21 protein-coding genes are annotated in these 22,231 nt (G+C 40.4%); 15 read left to right on the top strand and 6 right to left on the bottom strand.

The features are described from left to right. Positions 1-33: 33 nt before the first annotated feature. Positions 34-1,485, bottom strand: coding sequence for a CCA tRNA nucleotidyltransferase (locus tag PQG45_RS02545; protein ID WP_315576587.1), 1,452 nt, complete (start codon positions 1,483-1,485; stop codon positions 34-36). Next, on the bottom strand, positions 1,486-2,052 hold the full coding sequence (locus PQG45_RS02540; RefSeq protein ID WP_315576589.1) for an L-threonylcarbamoyladenylate synthase: 567 nt from the start codon (positions 2,050-2,052) through the stop codon (positions 1,486-1,488). Between the two features lie 111 nt (positions 2,053-2,163). Between PQG45_RS02540 and argS the strand changes: the two genes are divergently transcribed. From argS to PQG45_RS02520, 4 genes are read left to right on the top strand one after another with little or no spacing between them, the layout of a single operon-like run. Then, complete coding sequence (gene argS, locus PQG45_RS02535) at positions 2,164-3,948, top strand: arginine--tRNA ligase (RefSeq protein ID WP_316070457.1); 1,785 nt, start codon at positions 2,164-2,166, stop codon at positions 3,946-3,948. Positions 3,949-3,994: 46 nt separating this feature from the next. After that, positions 3,995-4,573, top strand: coding sequence for a glutathione peroxidase (locus tag PQG45_RS02530; protein ID WP_316070247.1), 579 nt, complete (start codon positions 3,995-3,997; stop codon positions 4,571-4,573). A 3-nt stretch (positions 4,574-4,576) separates the two neighbouring features. Next, positions 4,577-5,485 (top strand): 1,4-dihydroxy-2-naphthoate octaprenyltransferase, encoded by a 909-nt coding sequence (menA, locus tag PQG45_RS02525; protein ID WP_316070246.1) that lies wholly within the window; start codon positions 4,577-4,579, stop codon positions 5,483-5,485. Between the two features lie 13 nt (positions 5,486-5,498). Next, entirely contained in the window at positions 5,499-6,851 is a 1,353-nt protein-coding gene (locus tag PQG45_RS02520; RefSeq protein WP_315576594.1) for a tetratricopeptide repeat protein, read from the top strand. Here the strand turns inward: PQG45_RS02520 and PQG45_RS02515 are convergent, their stop codons facing one another. Continuing rightward, entirely contained in the window at positions 6,852-7,625 is a 774-nt protein-coding gene (locus PQG45_RS02515; RefSeq protein WP_316070245.1) for an AMP nucleosidase, read from the bottom strand. A gap of 72 nt (positions 7,626-7,697) precedes the next feature. On the opposite strand from PQG45_RS02515, the gene PQG45_RS02510 reads away from it, so the two are divergent. From PQG45_RS02510 to PQG45_RS02495, 4 genes are all read left to right on the top strand, one after another. Further along, positions 7,698-8,165, top strand: coding sequence for a type I restriction enzyme HsdR N-terminal domain-containing protein (locus PQG45_RS02510; RefSeq protein WP_316070244.1), 468 nt, complete (start codon positions 7,698-7,700; stop codon positions 8,163-8,165). Then, complete coding sequence (gene pafA / locus PQG45_RS02505) at positions 8,152-9,765, top strand: alkaline phosphatase PafA (RefSeq protein WP_316070243.1); 1,614 nt, start codon at positions 8,152-8,154, stop codon at positions 9,763-9,765. The genes PQG45_RS02510 and pafA overlap by 14 nt, the downstream gene beginning before the upstream one ends. Before the next feature lie 76 nt (positions 9,766-9,841). After that, positions 9,842-11,152: a UDP-glucose dehydrogenase family protein gene (locus tag PQG45_RS02500; protein ID WP_315576599.1), complete on the top strand. Its 1,311-nt coding sequence runs from the start codon at positions 9,842-9,844 to the stop codon at positions 11,150-11,152. Positions 11,153-11,157: 5 nt separating this feature from the next. After that, a complete protein-coding gene (locus tag PQG45_RS02495; protein WP_315576600.1) occupies positions 11,158-12,129 on the top strand; it encodes a UDP-glucuronic acid decarboxylase family protein in 972 nt (323 codons plus the stop codon). A gap of 457 nt (positions 12,130-12,586) precedes the next feature. Here PQG45_RS02495 and PQG45_RS02490 read toward each other — a convergent pair whose 3' ends face one another. Next, the gene (locus PQG45_RS02490) at positions 12,587-15,904 is read right to left on the bottom strand and encodes a TonB-dependent receptor (protein WP_315576602.1); all 3,318 of its coding nucleotides are present in this window, start codon (positions 15,902-15,904) and stop codon (positions 12,587-12,589) included. A gap of 255 nt (positions 15,905-16,159) precedes the next feature. Here PQG45_RS02490 and selD point away from each other — a divergent pair, with 255 nt between their 5' ends. Genes selD through purS form a run of 6 tightly spaced genes read left to right on the top strand, consistent with a single transcriptional unit; the run spans position 16,160 to position 20,298 of the window. Further along, positions 16,160-17,206, top strand: coding sequence for a selenide, water dikinase SelD (gene selD / locus PQG45_RS02485; RefSeq protein ID WP_315576604.1), 1,047 nt, complete (start codon positions 16,160-16,162; stop codon positions 17,204-17,206). Further along, positions 17,206-17,967 (top strand): alpha/beta fold hydrolase, encoded by a 762-nt coding sequence (locus tag PQG45_RS02480; RefSeq protein WP_315576605.1) that lies wholly within the window; start codon positions 17,206-17,208, stop codon positions 17,965-17,967. Before selD ends, PQG45_RS02480 begins: the two co-directional genes overlap by 1 nt. Further along, positions 17,964-18,665, top strand: coding sequence for an SAM-dependent methyltransferase (locus tag PQG45_RS02475; RefSeq protein ID WP_315576607.1), 702 nt, complete (start codon positions 17,964-17,966; stop codon positions 18,663-18,665). Before PQG45_RS02480 ends, PQG45_RS02475 begins: the two co-directional genes overlap by 4 nt. 30 nt (positions 18,666-18,695) lie before the next feature. Continuing rightward, positions 18,696-19,337 carry an MBL fold metallo-hydrolase gene (locus tag PQG45_RS02470; RefSeq protein ID WP_315576609.1) on the top strand — a complete coding sequence of 214 codons (642 nt, stop codon included), beginning with the start codon at positions 18,696-18,698 and terminating at the stop codon, positions 19,335-19,337. After that, positions 19,334-20,050 carry a CDP-diacylglycerol--serine O-phosphatidyltransferase gene (gene pssA / locus PQG45_RS02465; RefSeq protein WP_315576611.1) on the top strand — a complete coding sequence of 239 codons (717 nt, stop codon included), beginning with the start codon at positions 19,334-19,336 and terminating at the stop codon, positions 20,048-20,050. Before PQG45_RS02470 ends, pssA begins: the two co-directional genes overlap by 4 nt. After that, the gene (purS, locus tag PQG45_RS02460) at positions 20,047-20,298 is read left to right on the top strand and encodes a phosphoribosylformylglycinamidine synthase subunit PurS (RefSeq protein ID WP_315576613.1); all 252 of its coding nucleotides are present in this window, start codon (positions 20,047-20,049) and stop codon (positions 20,296-20,298) included. Before pssA ends, purS begins: the two co-directional genes overlap by 4 nt. Position 20,299: 1 nt before the next feature. Here purS and PQG45_RS02455 read toward each other — a convergent pair whose 3' ends face one another. Further along, positions 20,300-20,656 carry a CoA-binding protein gene (locus PQG45_RS02455; protein ID WP_315576615.1) on the bottom strand — a complete coding sequence of 119 codons (357 nt, stop codon included), beginning with the start codon at positions 20,654-20,656 and terminating at the stop codon, positions 20,300-20,302. 89 nt (positions 20,657-20,745) lie between these two features. Here PQG45_RS02455 and PQG45_RS02450 point away from each other — a divergent pair, with 89 nt between their 5' ends. Beyond that, complete coding sequence (locus PQG45_RS02450; protein WP_315576617.1) at positions 20,746-21,276, top strand: NUMOD4 domain-containing protein; 531 nt, start codon at positions 20,746-20,748, stop codon at positions 21,274-21,276. Here PQG45_RS02450 and metF read toward each other — a convergent pair. After that, entirely contained in the window at positions 21,273-22,226 is a 954-nt protein-coding gene (gene metF, locus PQG45_RS02445; RefSeq protein WP_315576619.1) for a methylenetetrahydrofolate reductase [NAD(P)H], read from the bottom strand. The two genes, PQG45_RS02450 and metF, sit on opposite strands and share 4 nt — an antisense overlap. Positions 22,227-22,231: the final 5 nt, after the last annotated feature.

The raw sequence follows: 22,231 nt of genomic DNA, 5'->3' as shown, positions 1-22,231 counted from the left end.
AGAACTTTTAACCGAAAAAACTGATAATCTAAATCAAGCTATTGATTTTAGAAAATCGGCTAGACTTAGGATGGGCGTTAAACCTAATTGTTCACCTTCTTTGATCATTAAAGGCCAACCCGATTCAAAATCGTTTCGAATACTTCCCTCTAAAATCGCTTCACGTACCGCAATTTTAATCAAGCCAATTTCTTTACCAGGTCCAATATCGAACACCTGCATAATCATCTCACCCGTAATAACAGGCTGAAAATTACGTAAGGAATCACTTGCTTCAACTTCCTTCAATTTCTCTTCTACGAGATCAAAATTACGTAGGTAACGCTTAACCTTATCGCCATTCTTTGATGTAATATCAGCCCGACAAAGTGTCATCAGTGCTTCCAATTCATCACCAGCCTCAAATAACAAGCGGCGTAAGGCAGAATGCGTAATTTCCTCCTTCGACAAGGCGATAGGTCGCAAATGCAAGCGGACTAATTTCTGAACAAGTTTCATTTTCTCGTTCAATGGCAATTTTAGCCGCTTAAAAATCGAAGGGGTTTGCCTAGCACCCATTTCCTCGTGGCCATGAAATGTCCAGCCTTTCCCTTTCACAAAACGTTTGGTTTGTGGCTTGGCAATATCGTGTAAAATCGCAGCCCAACGCCACCAAAGGTCATCCGTATGCTGCGATATATTATCTAATACCTGTAACGTGTGATAAAAATTATCTTTATGCCCCTTCCCTTCTTCCGTATCTACGCCTTTCAACTTGACAAACTCGGGGAAAATTCGAGCCAATAAACCACAAGCATCTAATAGAAGGAATCCGTATGAAGGCTTTTGACATAAGATAATCTTATTCAATTCCTCCGAAATCCGCTCCATCGAAATGATTTCCAAGCGCTCATTTTCCTTTTGCAAGGCTTCAAAGGTCTCCGGAAAGATGTCAAATCCCAATTGGCTCGCGAATCGAACCGCACGCATCATGCGCAAAGGATCATCCGAAAATGTAATACCAGGCTCTAGGGGTGTACGGATAATCTTTGATTTTAAATCAGCAATTCCATTGAATGGATCCAATAATTTACCCCAATTTGCTTGATTCAATTGAACCGCCATGGCGTTGATCGTAAAATCTCGCCGATTTTGGTCATCTTCCAAAGTTCCTTCCATGACCAATGGCTTCCGAGAATCCCGTTGGTAAGACTCCTTTCGCGCCCCAACAAACTCTAGATCCCAATCATCGACTTTCAACATGGCGGTGCCAAAATTCTTGAAAATCGAAACACTATGATCAGGTAAATCAAATTCACGGGCTACTTCTTCGGCAAGCGCAATTCCAGAACCGATACATACGATATCGATATCTTTACATGGCCGCCCAAGAATTGAATCACGAACAAATCCTCCTACCACGTAGGATTCCATTTGAATGCGATCGGCGGCTAGTCCAATACGACGAAAAATAGCTTCTGAAATAATCTCCTGCCCTGTCTTCATTTATCCTCTAATCAACGAATAATCACCACCCAATCCCAATTTGACAATTTTAGATGGTTTTTTATTTCCCTTCACAGGGTTCGGGTTTTTCAAGATATAATCCACCTGTTCTTTGATCGACCCCGAAATGCTTTCAAAATCGATGGGCGATGGTTCACCCGAAATATTGGCAGATGTAGAAACAAGTCCGCGTTGGTAGCGATAAATCAAACCTTTGCAGAATTCATCTTTGACCAAACGAATGGCAATACTTCCATCAGGGCCTAATAAATGGGCACTTACATTTTTTCCTTTCGGATAAATAACCGTTAAGGGATCTTCAGCGAAATCAACTAAATCCCAAGCGATTTCAGGAACCTCTTCCACATATTCACTCAATTGTTCAATTTTAGAAATCAGAACAATTAAGCCCTTTTCAGCAGGCCTGTTTTTGATTTGCAACAACTTTTCAATGCTTGAATCATTGCGTACATCGCAACCTAATCCCCAAATGGTGTCACTGGGATATAAAATGACTCCTCCTGATTTCAAAGAGGTAATCGCATCATGATATAGATTTGGCGTCATGGGCACAAAGGTAAGATTAAATTCGTCAAAAATGCCCCTCATGAGTCAATGTTTGCCCTTAATTGGCTACCTTTGCAGCCATTAATTTTCATTAAACCCGTTGATTTCAACATGCTAGGTATCCAACAATCGATTCAAAAAAGTTTACAAGAAGGACTGCAAAGTCTTTTTTCAATCGATGCGCAAGAAATCGTTTTACAAGAAACCAAAAAGGAATTCGAAGGCACATTTACCTTCGTTGTTTTTCCATATACCAAGCAAGCTGCCAAAGCTCCCGCTCAAATTGCCCAGCTTTTAGGTGAATATATGTTGGCCAACAACAAGCACATCAAAGCATTTCAAGTAGTTCAAGGTTTTTTGAATCTTAGTTTAGCAAGTGACGTTTGGGTAGAAATCTTGGCTGGAATTAACCAAGATGCACAGCCATTTGCATTAGCGGACAAAAATGAAAAGGTTCTAATTGAATATTCCTCACCGAACACCAATAAGCCTTTACACTTAGGCCATTTACGCAATAACTTTTTAGGCTTTTCCGTATCACAAATCTTGGATGCCGCTGGTTATGAGGTCATTAAAACGAATTTAGTTAATGACCGCGGAATTCATATTTGCAAATCGATGTTGGCCTACCAACTCTTTGGAAATGGCGAAACTCCAGAGTCAAGTGGATTAAAAGGAGATCATTTAGTTGGCAAATATTATGTCGCCTTTGACAAGGCATATAAAGTGGAAATCGAAACTTTGGTCCAACAAGGAATAGACCCGGAAGAGGCAAAAAAACAAGCTCCAATCCTACTGAAAGCACAAGAAATGCTTTTAGCATGGGAGCAAAATGAGCCTAGCGTTATTGCGCTATGGGAGCAGATGAATACCTGGGTTTTCGACGGATTTGCGAAGAGTTATGCGCAAATGGGCGTTAGTTTTGATAAAATCTACCGCGAATCAAATACCTATTTATTGGGCAAAAAGCTAGTTGACGAAGGCTTAGCACAAGGCGTATTTTTCAGAAAAGACGATGGATCTGTTTGGATTGATTTGACAGAAGAAGGATTGGATGAAAAGCTAGTTTTACGTCGGGACGGTACATCTGTTTACATCACCCAAGACATGGGGACAGCGCAATTGAAATTTGAAGATTTTGGTGCTAAACGTTCGGTTTATGTCGTTGGAAATGAACAGGATTACCATTTTGAGGTATTATTCCATATTTTAAAGAAATTGAACAAACCTTTCTCGGAAGGCAATTATCACCTTTCTTACGGAATGGTCGATTTGCCAAGTGGCAAAATGAAGTCGCGCGAAGGTACCGTTGTAGACGCAGATGATCTTATGGCCGAAATGGTCAATACAGCTCAAAGTCGTACGATGGAATTGGGCAAAACAGATGGCTTTACTTCTGAGGAATCAAATGCCTTGTTTAACCAATTGGGATTAGGTGCTTTGAAATACTTCTTATTGAAAGTTGACCCGAAAAAACGCATGTTATTCAATCCAGAAGAATCCATTGATTTCCAAGGAAATACAGGGCCGTTTATTCAATATACACATGCAAGAATTTGCTCGATGACACGCAAAGCAACCAGTATGGGAATTGATATGCGAATCACAAAAGACAAATCGTATCAATTAGCGGAATCAGAACAAGAACTAATCTATTTATTAGGTTCCTATAAATCAAAAATCCAAGAGGCGGCAGCGCAATTTGCACCTTCAGTCATAGCACAATACACCTATGATTTGGCGAAGCAATTCAATAAATTTTACAATGAATTGAGTATTTTAAATGAAGAAAATGAAGATAGCCGAAACATTCGGTTAAATTTAGCTTCCTTAACAGGTGAAACAATTAAGGCATCCCTAGCGTTATTAGGGATAGTTGCTCCAGAACGTATGTAACGTGAAAAAAAAATACAAATTAATAATCCTCTTAATCCTTATCACCATGATCGTCAGCCTTATGAAAATCGGATCACTTTTAACCGCATTGGCATTGCCATTCACACAAAAAGTAGCAGTAGAACGCCCAACTGAGGTAGCTCAGTCGGCAGAAAAGAACTTCTTCTCGTTCAAAATGAAAGGGATTGATGGAAAAGAAATTGATTTCAGCCAATTCAAAGGCAAGAAAATTGTTGTATTAAATACAGCATCAAAATGTGGATATACACCACAATATGCAGACTGGGAAGCATTTCACAAAGCAAATCCTGAAGTCGTTATTTTAGGTTTCCCAGCGAATGAATTTGGAGGTCAAGAGCCAGGTTCAAATTCAGAAATTGCATCTTTTTGCTTGAAAAACTACGGTGTCTCATTCCAAATGATGGAAAAAGTCGTTGTGAAAGGAGCTGGAAAATGTGATTTATATCAATGGTTAAGTGATAAATCACAAAACGGTTGGAACGAAAAAGAACCTTCTTGGAACTTTTGCAAGTATGTCATTAATGAGAAAGGTGAATTGACCAACTTCTTTGCTTCGGGAATCAAACCATCAAGTGCAGAATTTCAAGCAGCATTGACAAAGTAATACATGAATAGATGGGTTGAAGCGGCTAGGCCAAGAACATTGCCACTTGCAGTTGCAAGTATCATGTTGGGGAATTTATTAGCCTACGCGAATGGTAAATTTGATTGGATGATAGCGGCGTTGGCCATCTTAACAACGGTTGGATTACAAGTACTTTCGAATTTTGCGAATGACTACGGTGATTCGGCAAATGGTATTGATAATCAAGACCGTAAAGTTGCTTTACGAGCTGTTCAAACCGGCAAAATCAATCGTCAAGAAATGAAGCAAGTCGTTATACTAACGGCTTGCATTTCTTTTTTAATGGGTATTGGTCTTTTAGCCTATAGTTTGCAAGATGCCTCTTGGGAAATTTGGTTAAACTTTTTAGGATTAGGCGTTGCGTGTATTATTGCGGCGATCGCATATACCGTAGGTAAAAAACCTTATGGCTACATGGGACTCGGAGATCTATCCGTATTCATCTTTTTTGGCCTAGTAGGAACTATGGGGACCTATTTTCTACAAACCAAATCCATTCCCTTTCACATGGCCTACCCCGCGGCAGGATGTGGCTTGTTGTCGGTGGCCGTATTAAACCTCAACAACTTGCGTGATCTTGAGAACGATCAGAAATCAGGTAAAAATTCCATCCCAGTGCGTATCGGAAAGGCAAAAGGATTTTTCTATCAAAAGGCCTTACTTATTCTGGGCATATTACCCTTCGCATTTTACCATTTGATCGTCTACCGATTAGGTTCAACGCCTACAGCCAATTTACTTGTCTTACTCGGCTACTACCCCATTATCATCATGTTGCGTGAATTAAAGCCAACGATGACACCCGCTGAAATAGATCCTTATCTAAAGAAGACGGCATTAAGAACTTTATTATTAATTTTGTTATTCGGTATTAGCGAAATCATCCAATAACCTCGAAAAAACTATGAAGCATCTATACGCAATCCTTTTTGTGACAATAGTAAGCGCAAGCTCAACAGCCACATTTGCTCAAGACACTAGCAATTACTTAGAATTGGGCTTAACGCAGAACAAAACAGGAAATTATGCGGATGCATTACGTAATTTCAGTTTGGAGATTGAGAAGAACGTGGCTAATCCTAATCCCATTTCATTTTACAATCGGGGATTTGCTAAGTATAATTTAAAAGATTTCCGGGGAGCCATTCTAGACTTCGATAAGGCAATCGAATTAAAACCTACCTATTACGAAGCCTTTATAGCGCGTGGTCAAAGCTACAGCAAACAAGAAAACCACAAAGTTGCTATCCAAGATTATAACGAGGCGATTCGCCTAAATCCTTTGGAAGCTACTGCCTATTTCAGTCGGGGAATTTCCAAATCAAAATTAGCCAACTACCGCGGAGCACTCTCTGACTTCAACAAATCTTTGGAATTGAATGCAGAATATGCCCCAGGATTAGCGGCGCGCGGAGAAGCAAAAGCACAATTGGCAGATTACAAAGGCAGTATTGAGGATTTTGATAAGGCGATTGAAATTAGCCCAAAGCGTTCAAATTACTTATCCAATCGTGCTTTTTCAAAAATGAAATTAGCCGAATATCAAGCAGCCTTGAAAGATTTCGAAGAGGCTATAAAATTAAGCCCTGATAACGCAGATGATTGGTATCATGCTGGATTTTGTAAAACACAATTGGAAAACTTCCGTGGCGAAAATGGAGAAAAAGGCGCATTGGAAGATTTTAGCAAGGCCATTGAAATGGATCCGTCCAAGGTAGAAGCCTATTATGGCAGAGGCTTTGTAAAATCAAAATTAGGCGATCCGCGTGGTGCTATCGAAGATTATACAAAAGCAGCAGAGATTGGCAACAATGAGGCCTCTAAAATCATATACGATACCAAAATGACAAAAGCTCTTTTGGATGAATTGCGTAATGGTGTACAAGACAAATTGAAAATTGCCGAATTCTCAACAGAACGTGCAGAGGTATATTTTAACCGGGGTTCTGCCAAAGCAAAATCAGGTGATTCAAAACAGGCGATGGAAGATTATAACCGCGCAATTGCATTGAATCCCATTTATGCTGAAGCATATTTCTTCCGCGGGGTGGCGAAGTCCAACCTGGGTGACCAACGAAATGCCATTCAGGATTGTAGCAATGCCATCAAATTAAATCCTAAATATGCGGAAGCGTATTATGTACGTGGAATCATCAAACTCGCATTGGGAGATAATACGGGTTGCATGGATTTAAGTAAATCGGGCGAATTAGGTTACAATCAGGCCTACCAAGTTATCCGAGAACACTGCAACTAATTATTCGAAACGCAAATGCTTGACGGACTCTCCAGATTCAGCTAATTCAATCAGCGAATCGATACCAATTTGCAAATGGGAGTTCACGTAACTTGTCGTTACTTTTTTATCAGATGCCTCCGTTTTCACGCCATCGGGTGTCATGGGATTATCTGAAACAAGCAATAATGCACCATGGGGTATTTTATTGACAAAGCCCACCGTAAAAATTGTGGCCGTTTCCATGTCGATACCCATAGCACGAATATCAGATAAATACGATTTGAAAGCCTCATCATGCTCCCAGACGCGGCGGTTCGTCGTGTAAACCAAGCCAGTCCAATAATCCAATTCATGTTTCTTAATCATGGATGACACGGCGCGCTGTAAACGGAAAGATGGCAAGGCAGGGATTTCTTTCGGTAAATATTCATCCGAAGTTCCTTCTCCTCTGACCGCAGCGATTGGTAAAATCAAATCCCCTAACTGTAAATTCTTTTTTAATCCGCCGCATTTACCTAAGAACAAAACCGCCTTAGGCGAGATGGCTGAAAGAATATCCATCACCGTTGCAGCCATGGGAGAACCCATACCGAAATTAATAATCGTGATGTTATTGGCAGTCGCTGTTTGCATCGGACGATCATGACCTAAAATCTCCACATTGAACTTTTCGGCGAACATATCCACGTAATTTTTGAAATTCGTCAATAAGATATATTGCCCAAATGATTCCAAGGGTGTGCCCGTGTAACGAGGCAACCAATTTAGTACGATCTCTTCCTTTGTTTTCATGAATATGTTCTGTTAGTTAATGAAATTAATCAACAAATAGATTAATTTAGGGTTTAGCTTTAAGCTCAACTTATGCTTGCTACTTCTGAATTAGTCGCTGTCTTTCCTGCATTTGATTACAAAATAACGCAAAAGGAAGGAAAACTTTACATTTTTGATGGGATCAGTAAGAAATATCGCTTATTAACCCCGGAAGAATGGGTTCGTCAGCATTGCCTAAATTACCTGACCAAGCATTTAAATTACCCGACAAGTACGATTCAGATTGAGCGAAGCCATAAGATCGATCAATTAAATCGGCGGACGGATATTCAAGTATTTGATTCAACAGGACAAGTATTTATGTTGATTGAATGTAAAGCCCCCCATGTGGAAATCACATCCATTACATTCCAGCAGGCTAGTCAATATCAGAAGAAGAATCAAGCCAAATACGTGGTCCTAACGAATGGCCAAGAAAACCATATTTATCAAATCGATTCCAACAAACAAGAAACGACACAATTAGCACACTTCCCCTCCTATTATGAAAATAACTAGCATACTATTAGGACTACTTTTATTGGGTAGCAATAACCTATTGGCACAAAATAAGCCTGCACGACCAAAACTCGTTGTAGGTATAGTCGTAGATCAAATGCGCTATGATTATTTATATCGTTTTGCGAATCGTTACGGCGAAAATGGTTTAAAACGGATGATGCGCGAAGGCCTGAATTGCCAAGACAATCATTATAACTATGCACCTACTGTCACTGCCGCGGGGCATGCGAGTGTATACACGGGAACAGTACCTGCGGTTCATGGGATTGTGGGCAATGAATGGATGGATCGTGCAACGGGCAAAAAAGTTTACTGCACGGATGATTCGACCGTAACGACTGTAGGTACTACTGGAAAAACAGGTTTTATGTCACCCAAAAACCTGTGGACGAGCACAATCACGGATCAATTAAAAATTGCTCAAAACTACCAGAGCAAAACAATTGCCATCGCATTAAAAGACCGCGGAGCAATTTTACCCGGTGGTCACACAGCCGATGCAGCCTATTGGTATGATTCGAAAGAAGGCCGTTGGATTACATCTTCCTTTTACATGAAGGCATTGCCTACCTGGGTTCAGGCATTCAATGCAGAGGAGCGCGCGCAGAAATACACGAAATTAGGTTGGAACACCTTATACTCGATTGATACTTATCGCACAAGTGCACCCGATGCTGGCGAATTTGAGAGCAAAATGGCGGGCGAATCAGCACCCGTATTTCCACATACTTTACAAGGAGGAAACCCGTTGGAACTAATCCGTACGAGTCCATATGGGAATACAATAACCAAAGATTTTGCTATTCAGGCGCTACAAGCGGAGCAATTAGGTAAGCGAGGCACTACGGATTTCTTGGCTATCAGCTTCTCTTCTACCGATTATGTTGGTCATAGCTTTGGGCCACAATCCATCGAGTTAGAGGATACCTATTTACGTTTGGATCGCGATATTGCAGAACTATTAACCTATTTGGACAAGCAATATGGCAAAGACCAAGTGTTGGTGTTTTTGACAGCTGACCATGCGGTTGCTGAAATACCAGGCTTTATCAAAAGCAAGAAATTACCAGGTGGCATTTTTGATCGCACGAAAGCCGTTTCAGATTTGAAGAAAGCGTTAAGCACGGCCTATGGCGATGTAGATTTGTTGATTGGTGAAGATAATTCCCAATTACATTTCAATGCCGCTACCATTAAAAAAATGGGCATTTCGCGTACGGACTTAATGCAAGTCGTTCGCCAATCGATGGAAAAACAGGATGGTTTTGCTGATTTGATTGATTTGCAAGCCATAAGTCAAGCATCAATCATTAGCCATTATAAAAACATTTTACAAAATGGCTATAATCCGGCGCGAAGTGGAGACTTTATGCTTTTGTTAAAACCCCAGTGGTTAATCGGGTATAAAACAGGAACTTCACATAGCACGGTTTATGCTTATGACACCCATGTACCCCTCTTATTTTATGGTTGGAAAGTAAAACCTCAAGAAATTAGTACCCGTACAGAAATCAGTGACATTTCTACTACATTGGCGAATTGGTTGAATTGCATGGAGCCATCAGGTAGCATTGGAAAAGTCATTCAAACTAAGTAGGTCAACATTTATATTATTTAAAGATTTATACCTAATTTAGTGGTCAATTTTTGAACTAAATCAAGAAAGTAGCTATATGAAAATTGCGGTAGTAGGAACAGGATATGTAGGACTCGTAACAGGAACATGTTTCGCGGAAACAGGAAATCACGTAACCTGTGTTGATATTAATGAAGCAAAAATCAAGCAGATGCAAGATGGGATTGTTCCTATCTATGAACCAGGCTTAGAGGATATGTTTCATCGGAATGTAAATGAAGGTCGATTAAACTTCACAACCTCTTTATCAGAGGGTATCGAAGGCGCAAAAGTCATCTTTTTGGCATTGCCTACGCCTCCGGGCGAGGATGGATCTGCCGACTTAAAATACATCTTACAGGTAGCCAACGACTTAGGACCCTTATTAGCAGATTATACTGTTATTATTGATAAAAGTACTGTACCTGTAGGTACATCCGAATTGGTTCAAACTGCGATTGCCAAAGAGGCAAAATTTCCTTTTGACGTTGTTTCAAATCCTGAATTTTTACGTGAAGGAGTTGCGGTAGAAGATTTCATGAAGCCAGATCGCGTTGTGATTGGAACTCAATCAGATCGTGCCAAGGAAATGATGAGCAAATTATATGCGCCATTGGTTCGCCAAGGAAATCCCATCATTTTCATGGATGAGCGTTCTGCGGAGATGACCAAATACGCCGCTAATGCATTTTTAGCAACCAAGATTACGTTCATGAATGAAATTGCCAACTTATGCGAGAAGGTAGGTGCTAATGTAGACGATATTCGTCGTGGCATCGGTACTGACTCACGTATCGGTAAGCGTTTCTTATTTGCAGGTATTGGTTATGGCGGTTCATGTTTTCCAAAAGATGTGCAAGCATTAGCTAAAACATCTGAGGAGAATGATTATCAATTCCACATTTTGGATTCAGTGATGCGTGTCAATGAATTGCAAAAGACGAAATTGATGCCCTATATCCAGGGGCATTTCAAAAATGATTTAGCAGGTAAAACAATCGGAATTTGGGGATTAGCATTTAAGCCCTATACAGATGATATTCGTGAGGCACCAGCATTGTACAACATTGAAGCATTATTAGCCTTAGGATGCAAAGTACGTGTATATGATCCCGAGGCAATGAAAAATGTACAAGATCAAATTGGGGATGTCGTAGAGTATTCAAAAACTCCTTATGACGCGATTGATGGTGCAGATGCATTATTGATTGTAACCGAGTGGCCACAATTCAGAACGCCTGATTTTGAGCGCATGGAAACCTTATTGAAAAACAAAGTCATTTTTGATGGTCGGAACCTATACGAATTACCTCAAATGCAAGAATTAGGCTACACATACTATTCGGTAGGTCGCCAATCAGTTAACTAGTTATCATGAAAAGAATATTAATAACAGGAGGAGCAGGATTTTTGGGCTCGCATTTGTGTGATCGATTTATCAAAGAAGGTTATCATGTGATTGCCATGGATAATTTGATCACAGGTGATTTAAAAAACATCGAACACCTATTCAAATTGGAGCACTTTGAATTCTATCACCACGACGTGTCTAAATTCATTCACGTACCGGGAGAATTAGATTACATTTTGCATTTCGCTTCTCCAGCATCACCGATTGATTATTTAAAAATTCCAATTCAAACCTTGAAAGTGGGCTCTCTAGGTATCCACAATTGTTTGGGTTTGGCACGTGTCAAGAATGCACGCGTATTAATCGCATCAACGTCGGAGGTTTATGGAGACCCAACAGTACATCCGCAACCCGAAGAATACTGGGGAAATGTTAACCCGGTAGGGCCACGTGGCGTGTATGATGAAGCAAAACGTTTTCAAGAAGCAATGACCATGGCTTACCATACCTATCATGGCCTAGAAACGCGTATCGTTCGTATATTTAACACGTATGGACCACGGATGCGTCTGAATGATGGCCGTGTATTACCAGCGTTCATTGGACAAGCATTACGAGGCGAGGATTTAACGATGTTTGGAGATGGTTCTCAGACACGAGCATTCTGCTTCGTAGATGATTTAGTCGAAGGTATTTATCGTTTATTATTAAGCGACTATCCACACCCGGTGAACATCGGAAATCCAGATGAAATTACAATCAAGGAGTTTGGTGAAGAGATTATCAAATTAACAGGCACAAGCCAAAAGTTAATATCACTTCCGTTGCCTACGGATGATCCTAAGCAACGCAAACCAGATATTACCAAGGCTAAGTCGATCTTAGGCTGGGAACCCAAAGTATCCCGCGCGGAAGGACTCAAAATCACTTATGAATACTTTAAGTCATTAAGTCCTGAAGATTTACATCGAATGGCACATCATAAAGAGTTTTAAATGAAAGACCGGGGAAACCCGGTCTTTTTTTGTGCTTTCTGTAGAGACGCGATACTTGGCCGTCTAATCCCCAGACTAAAGTCTGGGGTTATTAAAAACCCTAGGCTTTAGCCTAGGGAATCGGCGTAAAAACGCCTCAAACTTTGGCAATCCTGGAAGGTATGCCAAAGAGATAGACGCGAGGTATTGCATCTAATCCCCAGACTAAAGTCTGGGGTTATTAAAAACCCTAGGCTTTAGCCTAGGGAATCGGCGTAAAAACGCATCAAACTTTGGCAATCCTGGAAGGTTTGCCAAAGAGATAGAAGTGAGGTATCGCATCTAATCCCCAGACTAAAGTCTGGGGTTATTAAAAACCCTAGGCTTTAGCCTAGGGAATATATACGACCAAAGAAATATGGACCAACAAAAAAGGCTGCTCTTTCGAGCAGCCTTTTTATTTCGGATTTGGAATATCTTAGTTGAAGATATAACGAACACCGAATTGTGCTTGCCAACGAGATCCAAGTCCAAAAGAACGTTGGAAAGTCTCAGATAATGGTGTTGTACCTGAACGGTAAGGGAATGTGAAAACTGGCTTGCCAGTTGCCGCATCGTTACCCGTATAGCTCAACAAGCCTGCACGAAGTGCAGATTGGTTTAAACCCCACTGTGGAGAAACGTAGTTACCGAAGTTAAACACATCCAAAGTAAATTGTAATGTATTTTTCTTGCCAGCAACATTGATGTAGAAATCTTGGATTACTTTGAAATCAAAGTTAGCAGCCCAAGGTAACTCAGCACCATTACGTTCTGCATATTGGCCACGACGAGATGATAAGTAAGCATCTTGAGAGATGTATTTATCTAAATCATTCCATTGTTGGGCAGCGGTGTATGTTCCCAAATCTTTCAACATGATTTCAGATTGTCCACGAGGGATGTACATCAAATCATTTGCAGTTTGACCATCTCCGTTCATATCACCTGAATATGTGTATGAGAAACGACCTGCTGGTGCTACTGAATAAGTAAAACCAAATGTAGTCGAAGCCTTTTCATTCAAGTAATTCAATTTATACGAACCATATGCGTTGATACGGTGCGATTGCATGTACGAAGAGTAAGATGCAACATTCTCATTTGGATCACCCGAAACAACGCGGTCTCTCCATTGTGATTGTGCAATCGAACCACCATCATTCACTGAACGAGAATCAGAGTTTGTATAAGCTAATGAAGCAAATAATCCGTTTTCAAAAGTTTTAGAAATCGTTGCTGTAACAGCATATGAATAACCTAAATCTGTGTTCTTAATAACAATTGCATCAGAGATGTTAGGTGCAGTTGCTGAGTTTCCTGCAGCGGGAGCATTAACACCTTTTACGTTTCCGTAAATCTGATTGATACGTGTATTCGTAGGGATACCTGCAGTAGAAGCTGTGTAGAAAATCGTACGATTATCCGCACCTACAGCTTTCACAGCTGAATTAGGTAAGTTTACGTTCTCTAAATAAACCGCATTCATATCTTTCGTGTAGATACCTTCTAATGATACGATCCAACCATCTCCGAATTGCTTATCAGCAGCTAAATTCGCACGGAAAATTTGTGGGAATTTAAAGTTTGGATCAGTCACCGCTAAGTTATAAGCAATCGGATTAACTGTTGAAGCAACAGCAGGACGATATGCGTTAACATCCGCGTTAAATGGACGGTTTGTTGGGTTATTTAATGTTTCTGAACTAAACAATACTCCATTGTTTGATAATTGGTTAGACAACCAAACATAAGGTACACGACCTGAGAAGATGCCTAAACCTCCACGAATTTGTGTCGTTTTATCATCTTTCACATCCCAGTTAAATCCGAAACGTGGAGACCACAATATTGTTGTACCTGGAAATTTGTTCGTTTCTAATTTAACACCATCACGGAAAGTTAATGCAGGAACATATGTATTCGTGTATTTAGGCTCATCGAATGATGGGAACGAAGTTGCATCACCACGTAGACCAAATGTCAATTTCAAGCCTTTAGCAGCTGTAATTTCATCTTGACCATAGAAAGAGAATGTACTTCCTTTCATTTCAGCAAATGGAAACTCCGCATAGTTCGATGAGTTTTGTGTAAAACGCACAGCATTTGATACTCCAGAAGTTGCTGATGCAATAAAGTCATCAATTGATCTAAATTGGTAACCACCGAAATAATTAGGCGCAAAACCATTCAAGAATGAGTTGGCTTCATAAGCAATACCTAAGGTATATACATGTTTTCCTTTGTAGATTGTTAAGTTATCCGACATTTGAAAAACGTCAGAATCCAAACGGTTGTTCGCCGAAAATGGCTCATAACCAAATGCCGTTAATTCATTCAAGTTTCCGTTTCCAATATCAACCATTGGGAATGCGTTATTATTCACAGGAGATTCACGGTAATCGCGCATCGCGGTATAACCTACTGTGAAGTTATTTGAAATTGAATTTGAGAATGTCGAGTTCAATTCAGCAATGTATGAATCTAAGTTATTATTGATTCGATATAAAGATCCTTGGAAAGGCAATACATTAGCAGATGGGTTACGACCACCGGATAAAGATCCTGAGCTAGACGGAGAAATATCAGCATAAGAACGCAAGTAATTGTACTTGAAGTTGAACTTGTGCTTATCTGAAATATTCCAGTCGATACGCAAATTGGCCTTCTGAGAATACTTTTCTTTGTTGTAATTCTCGTAAGCACCCGGATCGTAGCTATATTTAGTTAACAAAAATTGCTTCAAACGATCTAAATCTTCTGCTTTCGCAATTGATTTATTAGGCTCCGTTCCCGTACGAGTTGCAACAAAGTTTGAACCTGGCTCCGTAGTTGCCTCTTGCTCAAATGAGCCAAAAACAAATAATTTGTTCTTGATGATGGCACCACCAACGCGAGCACCATATTGACCACGGTTAAATTTACCATATTGACTTGTCGCATCACCGATTTTATTTCCTACCAAACCTTCGTTTGTTCCAAAATAATAACCAGAACCCGTCCAATCGTTTGTACCCGACTTCGTTACCACGTTGATGTTTGCACCCGTTGCCATACCTTGACGTACGTCATAAGGAGCAATGATTACTTGGAACTGATCAATCGCATCTACTGAAATAGGAGAAGCGCCTGTTTGACCACCAATCGTAGATGACAAAGCAAATGTATTATTGAAGAATGCACCATCAACCGTAATGTTGTTGTACAATGCATTACGACCTGCAAAGTTCAAACCATTCGCACGTGGATCTAAACGAGCAAAATCACCTAATGAACGATTCAAAGTTGGTAACGTTGTAATACTCGAGTTAGAAACGGTTGTTGCAGCACCCGTACGACCTGAGTTAATCACAGATGAACGAGATGCAACTACTTTTACTTCCTCTAATTGAGATTGATTTACCTCTAACTTGAAGTTTTGACGTAGTTCAGAAGCCAACGTTAAAACGATACCTGACTGAACTGCTTCTTTGTAACCTACGAAAGTTACAGAAACTTTGTATGGACCACCCACACGCATGTTTACGATGTTGTAACGACCGTCAGCACGTGTAGACGCACCGTAACGAGAACCTGTTGGCTCGTGAATAGCAATTACCGTAGCTCCCGGTAAGCCTTCACCCTTTTCATCAACAACACTTCCCGATAAAGCGGAAGTGGTAGAACCCTGTGCAAATACTTGCCCAATGGGTAGTGCCATCAAAAGCATTAAAAATGCTCCTAACAACACAGAATGAGTAATAAATCTTCTCTGCATAAATTTGGAATTTAGTTATATTTTAATTTGAAGAATTAAGCCACAAAATAAACCTAAAAAATCAAATACTCCAAAAATAAACGAAAAGCTTTTGCATCCATTTGCCATATAATTATCTGATATTTAGCATTAAAGGCATATTAATTTTACCTATTCGCATTATACAGCCCTAGATTAGTCCTAAAATCATTTTAAATTTAACAGAAAGATAATTTTTAACTATTTAAAGAATAATTTTGCCTAAGAATTCAAATTATGCAAACGAACAACGAACCCATTAAATTAACGGCATTTTCACATGGTGCAGGATGCGGATGTAAAATTTCCCCTCAGATATTAGATACGATTCTAAAATCAAATACTCCCAAGAAACATCACCCCCTGTTACTTGTAGGTAATGAGAGCCGAGATGATGCTGCCGTTTTCGATTGGCAAAATGGAGAAGCTGTTATTTCAACGACAGACTTTTTCATGCCGATTGTCGATGACCCTTTTGATTTCGGTAAAATTGCTGCGACCAATGCAATCTCCGATATTTATGCGATGGGTGGAACTCCACTTATGGCTATTGCCATCCTAGGTTGGCCCATCGAAAAATTAGCTCCTGAAATTGCCGCTCAAGTACTCGAAGGTGGTCGAGCTGCATGTGCAGAAGCTGGCATTCCATTAGCCGGTGGTCATTCCATCGACTCTCCCGAACCGATATTTGGTTTAGCTGTAACCGGAAAAGTAAAAAAAGAAGAGCTCAAACAAAACGACACAGCCACAGAAGGCTGTATCCTATATTTAACAAAGCCATTGGGCGTTGGTATCCTAACAACCGGACAAAAACGCGGGATTGTTAGCGAAGGTGACCTGGGTCGCGCAGTCAAACAAATGAGCACCTTGAATTCATTCGGAGCACATTTAGGACCTTTATCTTATGTGAAATCACTTACAGATGTAACTGGATTTGGTTTATTTGGCCATTTAGTCGAGATGGCTGATGGCTCAGGCCTGAGTGCCAAAATTGACTTTGAAAGCCTACCATTGCTCCCGAATATCGCTTTCTATTTAGATCAAAAATGCTTTCCAGGCGGTACTTCTCGAAATTTAGCGAGCTATGGTCATCGTTTAAGTGATGAAATCAATGAACGCCAACAATACATTGGGGCGGACCCACAAACATCAGGAGGATTGTTAATCGCTGTAGAAGCTGAACATACTGCTGAATTTGAATCCTTTGCATCATCGCATGGATTGGAATTAAGCCCCATCGGAGAATTAACCAAAGCAAAAGATAAAGCCATTTATTTAGCCTAATGAAACTATTCGCCCGCACCGTTGGCACAACGGGAACCCCCATCATCATTCTACATGGAATATTTGGCACCTCCGATAATTGGTTAGGCATTGCCAAGGCTTTCGCCGAAACCAACCGAGTATTTTTGTTAGACCAACGCAACCATGGTCAATCGCCCTGGTCGGACGAATTCGACTACCAAGTGATGGCTGCCGACTTGAGAGAATTTATCGAAGACCATCACCTAGAAAATCCGATCATCATCGGTCATTCGATGGGCGGCAAAACGGTCATGCAGTTTGGCTTAAATTACCCAGGAATCGCGCAAAAAATCATTGTGGTGGATATTGCTCCTAAATTCTATCCGGTTCACCACACTAGTATCTTATCTGGATTAAATTCCGTAGATCTTTCAGCGATACAAAGCAGAAATGATGCCAACGAGCACATGAAGCGATTTGAGGAAAATGAAGGTGTGCGCCAGTTTCTACTGAAGAACCTGTACCGCAATTCCGAAGGCGCATTTGCTTGGCGAATCAATTTACCCGTTATCACCAAAAACATAGATGTGGTTGGGCATGAGCTGTTCATCAAAAATGCCTGCGAAACAGAAACATATTTCATCAAAGGGGCGAATTCACATTATATCCAACCGGAAGATGAACGATATATTGCTGAGATATTCCCCAATTTCGAATTGATTGAAATACCAAACGCGGGGCATTGGGTACAGGCAGACCAACCGGAAGCATTTATTCAGGTATTAAAAGAAATTCTATGAAGTTAGTGCTCATCCCCTGCCCCATAGCAGAACAAACAGCCGCACAAGTTCTCCCGGAAGAAGTACGACAAGCCATTCTTCAAACGAAACATTTTCTCGTAGAGAATGTACGAACCGCGCGTAGATTCATCAGTGAGTTAAAATTAGGCATTCAAATCGATGACTTAACGTTTGAAATTTTAGATAAGGATACAGAGCGGAAAACAGTTACCGATTTTTTCAACAAGCATATTTCTGCTGAATTGATTGGTATCATTTCAGAAGCAGGCTGTCCCGGTGTTGCCGATCCGGGTGCATTGGCGGTTGCTATAGCACAGGAAATGGGAATCGAAGTTTTACCTTTGGTTGGCCCCTCCTCTATCCTATTAGCATTGATGGCTTCGGGATTTTCGGGCCAACAGTTTCGCTTTCATGGATACCTACCTATCGATCGCGCTGCGCGAATTCGCCGCATCGAAACCTTACAAAAAGATGTCGAGAAAACGGGTGAAACCCAATTATTCATCGAAACACCGTATCGAAACAATGCGATGCTGGATGATTTAATTCAGCAATTACCCGGAAATCAATTGTTGGCAATTGGCTGCAACATCCAAGACCCTACGGGATTTACGCAAACGAAAAGCTTACAACAATGGGCGGCAGAGAAGCCCGACCTGCACAAAAAACCTTGTATCTTCCTATTGGGTCGCTCATAAAATTCGTAATTTGCACCAAAATTTATTTTCGTGATTTACCAAGAAGCTATTACCTGTAACCCGTTTCAAGAGAATGCCTATTTCGTTTGGGATGACGCAGGTAATGGGATCGTTATCGATCCAGGTTGCTATACCTATGAAGAGCGAAAAGAAATGCAAGACTTTATCGAGTCAAAAGGAATTAAGCTTCATTATATTCTGAATACACACGCGCACATTGATCATGTGTTAGGTGTTGCTTATTTCCAACAAACCTATAAAATTCCTTTTTGTCTACACCCATTCGACAAACCCTTGTTGGACGATGCAATCAACCGTGCACAGGTTTACGGATTCCCACATTTCCAAGCTGCCGAAGTCGATCGTTGGCTAGTCAACGATGAACAAATTCAGGTGGGAGAAATGAATTTCAAGGTTTTGTTCGTACCCGGACATGCGCCGGGGCATGTGGCATTTTATGAGGCATCCATGGGATGGGTATTTGGAGGGGATGTTTTGTTTAAACGCAGTATTGGTCGGACGGATTTCCCACTCTGCAATCACGCAGATTTGGTAAATAGTATCAAAACGCAATTATATACCTTGCCAGGGGAAACAAACGTATTTCCTGGACATGGACCGTCAACAACGATATCAGCAGAAAAAATCTCAAACCCATTTGTTAAAGCATGAAAAAGGAAATCCCTAATCTATTGACCTTAGGTAACCTGTTAGCAGGTTGCATGGGATTGTATTTTGTAATGCAAGGAAACGTTCTTTATGCATCTTATTGCATTTTCATTTCCTTGGTTTGTGATTTCTTGGATGGATTTTTGGCGCGCCTTCTGCAAGCTTATTCTGAATTAGGCAAAGAGCTTGATTCATTGGCTGATGTAGTTTCTTTTGGAATACTCCCAAGCTTTATGCTTTTGAATTTAGTGGAACAAAGTTGTGGAGCTCAATGTACAACTGGACCTTTTGGTTTTCACAAGCCTTTCTTAGTCTTCTCATTAGCATTAATGTCGGCCTATCGTTTGGCAAAATTCAACATTGATACACGTCAAACGGATTCCTTTATTGGTGTTCCTACGCCGGCAAATGGTCTTTTGGTAGCTTCATTGCCTTTGATCTTACATTTCCAACCGGAATACACGACTTATATTTTACATTACCAAGGTCTATTGATCTACAGTATATTAATGAGTTATTTACTCGTATCTGAATTACCTTTGATGGCCTTTAAATTCAAGACATGGTCTTGGGCCGATAATCAAAGCAAATACTTATTTTTAATTTATTGCGTTGCTTTGCTAGTAATGCTTAAATTTGCAGCTTTCCCTGTTTTAGTGATATCTTATATTGCTCTCTCAGGTATTCTTTCGTTAAATAAATCCATTCAAAAATGAAATTCATCGCCGAAATCAATGTAATGCCTCAAAAAGAAATTCTTGACCCACAAGGAAAAGCAGTTCGTATCGGCTTACAAAACTTAAATATCACGCAAGTATCTGATGTTCGTATTGGAAAGCATATCACTTTACAATTAGAAGCAGCAACAGAAGCAGCGGCGAATGAGATTGTAACGGAAGCTTGTAAGAAATTATTGGCGAACCTGATTATGGAGGAATTCGAATTTACGCTAACTGCGATCTAAATCAGAACTGGCCTGTATGCAACATCACGAGCGTACAGGCCTCTTCTACCTCAATACCTTGTTTGTGTAACGCAGACATTAATGCAGGATTCTCAGTTCCTGGATTAAAAATCACACGCTTAGGGTTTAATTGATTTAAATATGCCAACAAATCTTGTTGGTGTGACTGGCCGACATACAATGTCACCGTATCTATTTCAGAAATAATCGGCTGATTATTTTGGATCTCAATTCCTTGAACCTCTCCTTTTTTTATTCCGACTAAAAACACTTCGTGGCCTTTCTCCAACAATAGATTTGTTGCTAAATAAGCATATCGAGTAGGATTCGTGGAAGCTCCGTAAACTAAGACGCGCATATTATCAGTTTGTTGGTACAATAATAGTGAAATATCTCGCGATTTTAGCTTAGCTTAACGCTCAATTACAACCACTAACACACAATCTTATGCTTACACGTTCTACATGGACGGAAAAATGGGCATTTATTCAATTGCCCATTCCGACTGATCAAATTTATCAAATCTCAAACTTTGGCAGAGTTCGAAATAAGCATCAAAAAATCTTACAAGGCTCAAGTATCCAAGGCTATCGAACACTTAATATTCGGATTGGTACCGAACATGTAAACTTTTACTTACATAAATTGGTAGCGCTCCATTTCGTAGCGAAGCAATCTGCAGATGATCTTTTTGTTATTCACCTCGATTATGACAAATTAAATAATGAAGTGAACAACCTAAAATGGGTATCGCGTCCCCAATTGACAGCACATAACCGACTGAATCCAGCCAACATAAATAAGCGGAAACCATCCACGGGCAAACATTATAAGCTCAATTCAGGGAAGGTTAAGATCATCAAGCAAATGCTTCTATCTGGAAAAAGTAGGCCTAAAATGATTGCCAAGCAATTCGGTATCACCTCGACCCAGGTGACGCGAATTAAGAAAGGGGAAAACTGGAAAGATGTTAGCTAGAACAATTGCGAGGCAATGGCATGAACGCTATCGGATTTACTCATGGTATAGAAATGCAAAGCAGGAACACCCGCTTGAATCAATTCTTTACCTTGTTGGACCGCCCATTCTACGCCTACTTGTTTGATTGCAGCATTATTTGAACACTTTCTAACCTCAGAAGCCAAGGCCTCTGGCATTTCTAAATGGAAAATTTCAGGTAAAATTTCAAGTTGACGTGCAGTCGCTATTGGCTTAATACCAGGAATAATGGGCACATGAATGTCCATAGCACGGCATTTATCAACGAAATCAAAATAATGCTGATTATTGAAGAACATTTGTGTCACAATATAATCCGCACCGGCATCCACTTTTTGTTTTAAAAAGCGCATATCCTCATCCAATGAAACGGCTTCGAAATGCTTTTCCGGATAAGCCGCAACGCCTATACAGAAGTTGGTGGGCAAGGATTCCGTTTCTTCATGCAATAAAATCCCTTGATTCATGGCGTGAACTTGTTCGACCAATTCATTGGCATACGCATGTCCCCCGGGTTTAGGAATAAACCTTTCCTCCCCTTTTTCCTGATCGCCTCGTAAAATTAACGCATTTTCGATGCCTAAATAATGTAAATCAATTAAGAAATCTTCCGTCTCCTCTTTGGTAAAACCGCCACAAATGACATGCGGAACGGCTTCTACCTTGAATTTCTGCATAATAGCAGCACAAATACCTAAGGTACCCGGACGCTTCCGAATTGGAATCCGCTTCAAAAGTCCATCAACCATTTTTTCTACATATTCCTCGCGGTGATAGGTCACCTCGATGAATGGTGGATTGAATTCCATCAATGGCTCAATGTGGGAAACTAATTCACCCAAATGTTGGCCTTTCATCGGTGGAATAATCTCAATAGAGAATAATGTTTTCCCCTTCGCTTCCTCAATATATTGTGTAATTTTTGTCATGCTAT

Origin of the sequence: Aquirufa regiilacus (genome assembly GCF_032470275.1) — a bacterium.
GTDB classification, from domain to species: Bacteria; Bacteroidota; Bacteroidia; order Cytophagales; family Spirosomataceae; genus Aquirufa; species Aquirufa regiilacus.
Note: the sequence above shows the minus strand (reverse complement) of the source record. Positions and strands in the feature narration are given on the sequence as shown.